A 6,011-nucleotide genomic window follows, 5' to 3' on the forward strand; every position below is an offset into this window, starting at 1 on the left:
GACAGATCCTCTCTATATGGTGGTACTGAGAAAGGATATACTGATTATCCTGTTTATTATCCCTAATTTTGTGAGGCAGCATGTCACCGGAAAATGCCATTAAGTTACTAGGTAACCCTACTCGGGTTTCTATCCTAAAATGGCTGAAAAATCCAGAAGAGGAATTTGCTGATTATTCTCAGCTTTTTCCTTTCGAAAAATATGGTGTCTGTGCCAGTCTCATTCAGGACAAGGCGGGTTTATCACAACCCGCAACCTCGCTATGCCTAAAAAGTTTGCATGATGCTGGACTACTTGAAGCGATAAAGGTGGGTAAATGGACTTATTACCGCCGCAGCGAATTTCGCATAAAAAAGATGACAGATGCTGTCATTATATCTCTACAGCAGTTATAAAACGGGAAGAAGATGCTACAAATATTCATATCTACCATAACATCCCTTTTGGGCAGGGCATGAAAAAACCCGCCGGGGCGGGTTTTGGGCAACGCGTTTCAGGCATCCTTGCGGCCAGAAGAGCCTCTCTTGCTGATCTGACCACCCTTTCTGCCGGCTTCAATGGCCCGTTCAGGACTGTTTCTGAAATTTCCCCCGCTTGCCTGACCGCCTTTCCGTCCGGCTTCTGCCGCCCGCTCCGGATTTTCCGCAAAATTGCCGGCACCGCCTCTACGTCCCGCCATAACGCCTCCGGTTTGAGTTAAGTAAGACCAGATAAAGCATAGCCTTGACCTTTTCCCTCTGCGCCGGATCAGGCGTGCGCCGCGTTCAGACTGCCGCACCGATCGTTTTTTAAGGCAAAAAAACCCGCTCAGGGCGGGAAAAATTCGTTACAGAGGAATATCTCTGTCTCTGATAGGGCAACGTAAAACTATTTAAGTTCCTTCCCTGCCAGAGCAGCAGTTTTCACGTATCCTGCAGGCTTCGCCTGTCGTACGGGCATAACTCACAGCAAGCAGGTCCACAATGTACGAAAACCAAGACAAAAAGCTGTCTGACACAATAATTGGCGAAGCTATTCTTGAGCTACTCGATGAGAGGACGAGCATAACCAATGCCATGCTGCTTCTGAAGCTCCAGACTTTCCTGATCGCCGCAGATGAAACGTGGCGGAAGACGGCCATACGCGACGCCATCAGAAGCGTTCAGGCGGTAGTCCTGGAAGGCAACACAACAGGCGCACAGTCGTCAGTTACGCACTGAGCGCGGTAACTCCGGGTGAACCGGCCAGCCCCCCGGATTTACCATAACATCTCTTTTGCGCATGACCACAAAAGCCGCTCAGGGCCGTACCGGCTTCATAAAAAAAGCCCCGCAAAACACAACCGCGGGGCCTCAAGCTGAAAACTGGACCGTACACATCACAGGACTCATGCCATTGCGGCATTAAAGTTTGCATAACTGAAAGGAATCACGGTAACTATAGTTTATTATCATGAGATAAGCGGAACGGTCAGATTAATATGTGCAATCTGTGTTTTCACTGCCCGAAATGCGGGAGCCAGACATTCCGATACACCACCGGGAGCGAAAAGCCGCATACGCCTCACGGGGCTGTCTGCAGCCGGTGCGGTACCCGCCTCACGAGCACCTCCTGCGTGTCGCCCAAAAGACAGCTTTCCGGCAAGCCATCCCTCTGACTGTGCTGATCCTGCGCTTTCGGTAGGTTTACACGGGCGTGGTATAAAAGGTATTACATCAGCTGTTACGGCTGAGGATGCGGGTTCAATTCCTGCTGCCCGTTCCATCTTTGTTCCGCAGCATACCAGCGTCCTTTTTTTGAGCGCTTAACAGGATGCAGCCCTGCCAGTCTGGCCTGTATGGCGCTGGCGAAGCCGGTCATAAAATATCGACGGCTCCCTTTTTGCCCCCTCAGCCTGCATGTTGTATTTAACATAACGCTACTTTTGCGCAGGGCATGAAAAAACCCGCCAGGGCGGGTCTTCAGCAACTCATCTCAGGAAACCTTGCGCTCAGGAGCACCTCTCCGGCTGATCTTGCCTCCCTTTCTGCCTGCTTCACGGGCTCGCTCTGGGTTATTCTTGAAGTTCCCGCCGCTTATGCGGCCACCTTTTTGGCCGGCTTCTGCAGCCCGTTCTGGATTTTCCGCAAAATTGCCGGCACCGCCTCTACGTCCCGTCATAACGCCTCCGGTTTGAGTTAAGTAAAGCCAGATAAAGCATAGCCTTAACTTTTTCCCTCTGCGCTTAATCAGGCGTGCACAGCGCTCAGACTGCCGCATCGATCGTTTTTTGACGTTTTTAAGGCAAAAAAAACCCGCTCAGGGCGGGGAAAATTCGTTACAGAGGAATATCTCTGTCTCTAATAGGGCAACGTAAAGCTATTTAAGTTCCTTCCCTGCCAGAGCGGCAGTTTTCACGTATTCTGTAGGCTTCGCCTGCCGTCCAGGCAGAGCTTTCACAGCAGCAGGTCACGCATGTACAGAAACGAAGAAGAAAGGCTGTCTGACACAGTAATGGGCGAGGCCGTCATTGATCTGCTCGATGAGAGGGCGCGCATAACCAATGCCACACTGCTCCTGAAGCTCCAGACCTTCCTGCTCGCAACAGAGGAACCGTGGCGGGAGGCAGCGATACGCAGCGCTATCAGAGACATCCAGTCGGCAATTCTGGAGGTCGGCAGCAAGGCGTCATCTCTGCACTGAGCGCGGCAGCTCCGGGTGAACCGGTCAGGCACCCGTATTTAACATAAGAGTTCTTGCCCGCACCCCCTGAGAGCCCCTCAGCGCGTTTCTGCGGCCTCCGGGCCAGAACCCGGCCCTTTCCCTGCCCGGAACCGCGAAAATCCGCCCTGATAATTTCTGCGCGGCTGCATGGCTATGCACGCAGGTGAATAGTGGGCGGTTTCACGCGTATGTTGTAACCAAGGGCATATTTCCGGCATAAAACTCATCGGATAACGGTGAACGGGCGCGCAGTTTACTGTGCGGCCGTGAAGCGTTGGCCAAGCCGCCAGGCGCGGCAGCTTTGCAGTGGGTGCATCCGCTACCACTTCGCGAATCCTGCCCTTAGTCTTAACTACAGAAAAATTTCGTCCGGACGAAATTCAGGGTATCGGGCCGCGCCTGATGAAAAGCTCTGGCGCGCCGGCGGTACTCCAGAGACACATCTTGTCCCGCTGTTTTGTGGCGCCGGCGCAGCCGGCTGTGGTCACAAAACATTTCCTGTCCGGCGTTAGGGTGTTCTGACCTGCTGCAGTTTCTGCGTGACCAGAAAGCCCTCAAGGCTCAGATCTTCGTTCAGCCCGTCCCAGTGAATGCCGCGCGGGCTCAGTTCAAACGTTGCAAGCTGCTCTGCGGTGGCGGCGGCCAGCGTGGGAAAATAAGACAGCGGTACGCCCAGGGTGCGCCCGTCGCTCAGCTGCAGCCACATGTTGTAGGGATCAAATTTTGCCGACTTGATAGATACGCTCATCACGACCTCCGGTTGACCGTCACGAATTTACGTTGATAGTATGCCCGGGTAATCCTGTCGTCCATGACGACCACCAATGATCCCACGGCCTGAGAGGATCGCCTTCGGGTGGCTGTAGAGAACACTCCCGCAGCCTGAAAGGGAGAACGCAAAGCGTGGTACATCTGCCCGCCCCTGGAAGCAGATATCGTCACAAACAGCGCACCTACGACGCGACGATGAGGGTACATTTCACAATGCAGTGACCGGCACCGACCGCCCTGCCATCCGCTGCCGGCAGTCATAACCATGACAGCCCGCTACACCCTGCGATCACCATTCCGTCTTCCGGAATGCACCTGTTTGCAGAGGCAAACGCTCCTCCGGACTGAACGGCGTCACTTTGGTTCGAGTGAAACGAGAACAAAGTGACGCGTGAAAAAACCACGCTGCAGCCCCTGCGGCACAACGCCTGACGGCGATCTCCACAATCTGACGTGCACGTATTACGTGTTTTCATACGCCCAGAAGGGGCCTTAACCCAGCGCTGCGGACATCACTGCAGACGTATTCAGAAAGAAAGGAAAATAATCAGCTCGGTATCGATGGCGACACCCGGAAGCGGGTGTGTGGAGGGAGTCTGACGCAAGTCAGCCCGGCGTAAGCCGCGAACAGGTCAGCGACCTGGGGAAACCTCGTAAGAACTCAACAATCTGTCATCCCGATGCACAGATACCAGCTGAGACGCAGGAAGCGCAAAAGTAACCGTGTCGTCGGGACCGAAGCACCGGGTAAAAGTAAGGTTACAGGTTTAAAAACCTGTTATTTCCAGAACTGCCACCATTTAGCCGGAGGCGGTAAGGGCTGCTGCGTGTCCTGTTTATGCTCAAGAAGCAGCATTGCCTGCCGAAGGGAGCTGATATGTTCATCCCGGGAGGCTACAGCCTCTTTTAAACCTTCATTTTCCTTCTGTAACAACTCAATTTTATGCTGTAAATCTTGTAAATCAGGACTGTTAACCTGTGTAATTTCCTGCTCTGGCTTTACTGTAAATTCTGTTGCTGCAGGGAAGTTCCCAATGGTGCCAAAAACTCTGATAAGCTCAGATGTATCAATGTTCTTTACAGTCTTTCCCGCCTTTACAACAGACGTAAAGTTAAGTTGTCCACTGTTCATCAGCTTGTAAATGGTAGGGCGACTAATGCCGGCAAGCCTGGCTGCTTCACTGATTGACACTTTTGCCATGCAGATTTCGCTATTCCTGAGTTAACGTTGCCAGAAGACTCCTGTGAAGACGTTCAGCATCCTCATGGAGCTTTTCACACATATCCGCTTCACCGTCAAAATCCAGCTCGTTGAGCCTTTCCAGCAGGAGCAGACTCTGGTCCTGAATGAATTTTGCCATGTTCAGCGCAGTTTTTTGCTGTTTCGTCATCAGACGCTCCGTTGCGTAAGAGCCATATGCTGAAAACAGGTGAAATGACGCTTCCTCGGTTCCCCTGGCTGCGCCAGATGAACGCTGCGGCGAGCGTTACCGGCTAACGACGGAAAGGCTTAGGTTTGATCCAGGTGAATTCAGCGGCCTGACGTTCTTCTGCCCGTGCCTGTTTAGCGGCCTCAGCTTCACGCTGTCCCAGAAGCTGCTCACGGGCAACGCGCAGCACCTCTTTTTTTTCCGGACCGGACAGTTTTTTGCCTTTTGCCCGTTCCGCTGCAAAAACAGCGTCATCAAGAAACTGCTTTTCAGTCTTAGATACAACATGCAGACGACCAGCCATAGACCCTCCAGTTCAACGTCAACAGCCCCCCTTTCCCCCCCGAGCTAGGTCCCCGGCATCCCGGTTTTCCATAGGCTCCGCCCTCCTGACGAACATCACAGAAATCTGCTGATTTCCGGTGCTCAAATCAGAAGGGGCGAAACCCGACAGGACTTAAAGATACCGGACGTTTCCCTCCGGTGGCTCCCTCGTGCGCTCTCCTGTTCCCACCTTACAGCTTAGCCCGTGTCTTTCCGCTGTTATGGCCGCGTTTTCTCATACCACGCCTGACACTGGGTGCTGCTTAGGTGGTTCGCTCCAAGCTGGGCTGTATGCACGAACTCCCCGTTCAGCCCGACTACCACGTCTTGTTCAGGTAACTGTTCTCTTGAGTCCAACCCTGACAGACACGACAAAGCGCCAATGGCGGTAGCCACAGGTAACGGTTTTACGGAGCGAAGTTTGTATAGCGGACTATACACAGAGTTCTTGAAGTGTGAGCCCAACTACAGCTACACTGAAAGGACAGTTTTGGTTACTGCGCTCCGTTTAAGCCAGTTACCTTCGGAAGGAAGAGTTGGTAGCTCTAAATTCCGGCAAACGAACCACCGTTGGTAGCGGTGGTTTTTTTGTTTACAGGATATGAGATTACGCGCAGAGGAAAATTATCTCAAGAAGATCATTTTGGTAGAACTACCAAATTATTGATTTAGTGTGTAGTGGAGTTTTTGAGGTGCATCTATGGCTCCCATCTCCGTACACTTTCATACTAGTGCTGGGACTGAAAGAGTGGTAATGCTGCCAACTTACTGATTTAGTGTATGATGGTGATTTTAAGGTGCTTG

9 protein-coding genes and 1 tRNA gene are annotated in these 6,011 nt (G+C 52.5%); 4 read left to right on the forward strand and 6 right to left on the reverse strand.

The window, feature by feature from the left end; genetic code table 11:
* Nucleotides 1–80 precede the first annotated feature (80 nt).
* Nucleotides 81–395 carry an ArsR/SmtB family transcription factor gene (locus tag Q9R34_RS21445; protein ID WP_094112305.1) on the forward strand — a complete coding sequence of 105 codons (315 nt, stop codon included), beginning with the start codon at nt 81–83 and terminating at the stop codon, nt 393–395.
* Nucleotides 396–493: 98 nt separating this feature from the next.
* Here Q9R34_RS21445 and Q9R34_RS21450 read toward each other — a convergent pair whose 3' ends face one another.
* Nucleotides 494–679: a con-10 family general stress protein gene (locus Q9R34_RS21450; RefSeq protein ID WP_094112306.1), complete on the reverse strand. Its 186-nt coding sequence runs from the start codon at nt 677–679 to the stop codon at nt 494–496.
* A gap of 283 nt (nt 680–962) precedes the next feature.
* Between Q9R34_RS21450 and Q9R34_RS21455 the strand changes: the two genes are divergently transcribed.
* Complete coding sequence (locus tag Q9R34_RS21455; RefSeq protein ID WP_094112307.1) at nt 963–1,199, forward strand: hypothetical protein; 237 nt, start codon at nt 963–965, stop codon at nt 1,197–1,199.
* 469 nt (nt 1,200–1,668) lie between these two features.
* Nucleotides 1,669–1,743 (forward strand) — tRNA-OTHER (locus tag Q9R34_RS21460).
* Between the two features lie 210 nt (nt 1,744–1,953).
* Here the strand turns inward: Q9R34_RS21460 and Q9R34_RS21465 are convergent.
* Nucleotides 1,954–2,139 carry a con-10 family general stress protein gene (locus tag Q9R34_RS21465; protein ID WP_094112308.1) on the reverse strand — a complete coding sequence of 62 codons (186 nt, stop codon included), beginning with the start codon at nt 2,137–2,139 and terminating at the stop codon, nt 1,954–1,956.
* Nucleotides 2,140–2,433: 294 nt separating this feature from the next.
* Here Q9R34_RS21465 and Q9R34_RS21470 point away from each other — a divergent pair, with 294 nt between their 5' ends.
* Complete coding sequence (locus tag Q9R34_RS21470; RefSeq protein ID WP_094112309.1) at nt 2,434–2,661, forward strand: hypothetical protein; 228 nt, start codon at nt 2,434–2,436, stop codon at nt 2,659–2,661.
* A 529-nt stretch (nt 2,662–3,190) separates the two neighbouring features.
* Here the strand turns inward: Q9R34_RS21470 and Q9R34_RS21475 are convergent.
* From Q9R34_RS21475 to Q9R34_RS21490, 4 genes are all read right to left on the reverse strand, one after another.
* Nucleotides 3,191–3,430, reverse strand: coding sequence for a DUF2442 domain-containing protein (locus Q9R34_RS21475; protein WP_094112310.1), 240 nt, complete (start codon nt 3,428–3,430; stop codon nt 3,191–3,193).
* An 801-nt stretch (nt 3,431–4,231) separates the two neighbouring features.
* Complete coding sequence (locus tag Q9R34_RS21480) at nt 4,232–4,654, reverse strand: helix-turn-helix domain-containing protein (protein WP_094112311.1); 423 nt, start codon at nt 4,652–4,654, stop codon at nt 4,232–4,234.
* Between the two features lie 10 nt (nt 4,655–4,664).
* Nucleotides 4,665–4,844 (reverse strand): Rop family plasmid primer RNA-binding protein, encoded by a 180-nt coding sequence (locus Q9R34_RS21485; RefSeq protein WP_094112312.1) that lies wholly within the window; start codon nt 4,842–4,844, stop codon nt 4,665–4,667.
* 103 nt (nt 4,845–4,947) lie between these two features.
* Entirely contained in the window at nt 4,948–5,187 is a 240-nt protein-coding gene (locus Q9R34_RS21490) for a hypothetical protein (RefSeq protein WP_094112313.1), read from the reverse strand.
* Between the last annotated feature and the right edge of the window lie 824 nt (nt 5,188–6,011).

This window comes from Enterobacter sp. BRE11 (assembly GCF_031844285.1).
Lineage (GTDB): Bacteria > Pseudomonadota > Gammaproteobacteria > Enterobacterales > Enterobacteriaceae > Pantoea.

Excerpts from the sequence above, each read along its gene's own strand:
- Q9R34_RS21480 (WP_094112311.1), bottom strand. The coding sequence starts at position 4,654 with ATGGCAAAAGTGTCAATCAGTGAAGCAGCCAGGCTTGCCGGCATTAGT.
- Q9R34_RS21450 (WP_094112306.1), bottom strand. The coding sequence starts at position 679 with ATGGCGGGACGTAGAGGCGGTGCCGGCAATTTTGCGGAAAATCCGGAG.
- Q9R34_RS21470 (WP_094112309.1), top strand. The coding sequence starts at position 2,434 with ATGTACAGAAACGAAGAAGAAAGGCTGTCTGACACAGTAATGGGCGAG.
- Q9R34_RS21490 (WP_094112313.1), bottom strand. The coding sequence starts at position 5,187 with ATGGCTGGTCGTCTGCATGTTGTATCTAAGACTGAAAAGCAGTTTCTT.
- Q9R34_RS21475 (WP_094112310.1), bottom strand. The coding sequence starts at position 3,430 with ATGAGCGTATCTATCAAGTCGGCAAAATTTGATCCCTACAACATGTGG.
- Q9R34_RS21445 (WP_094112305.1), top strand. The coding sequence starts at position 81 with ATGTCACCGGAAAATGCCATTAAGTTACTAGGTAACCCTACTCGGGTT.
- Q9R34_RS21465 (WP_094112308.1), bottom strand. The coding sequence starts at position 2,139 with ATGACGGGACGTAGAGGCGGTGCCGGCAATTTTGCGGAAAATCCAGAA.
- Q9R34_RS21455 (WP_094112307.1), top strand. The coding sequence starts at position 963 with ATGTACGAAAACCAAGACAAAAAGCTGTCTGACACAATAATTGGCGAA.
- Q9R34_RS21485 (WP_094112312.1), bottom strand. The coding sequence starts at position 4,844 with ATGACGAAACAGCAAAAAACTGCGCTGAACATGGCAAAATTCATTCAG.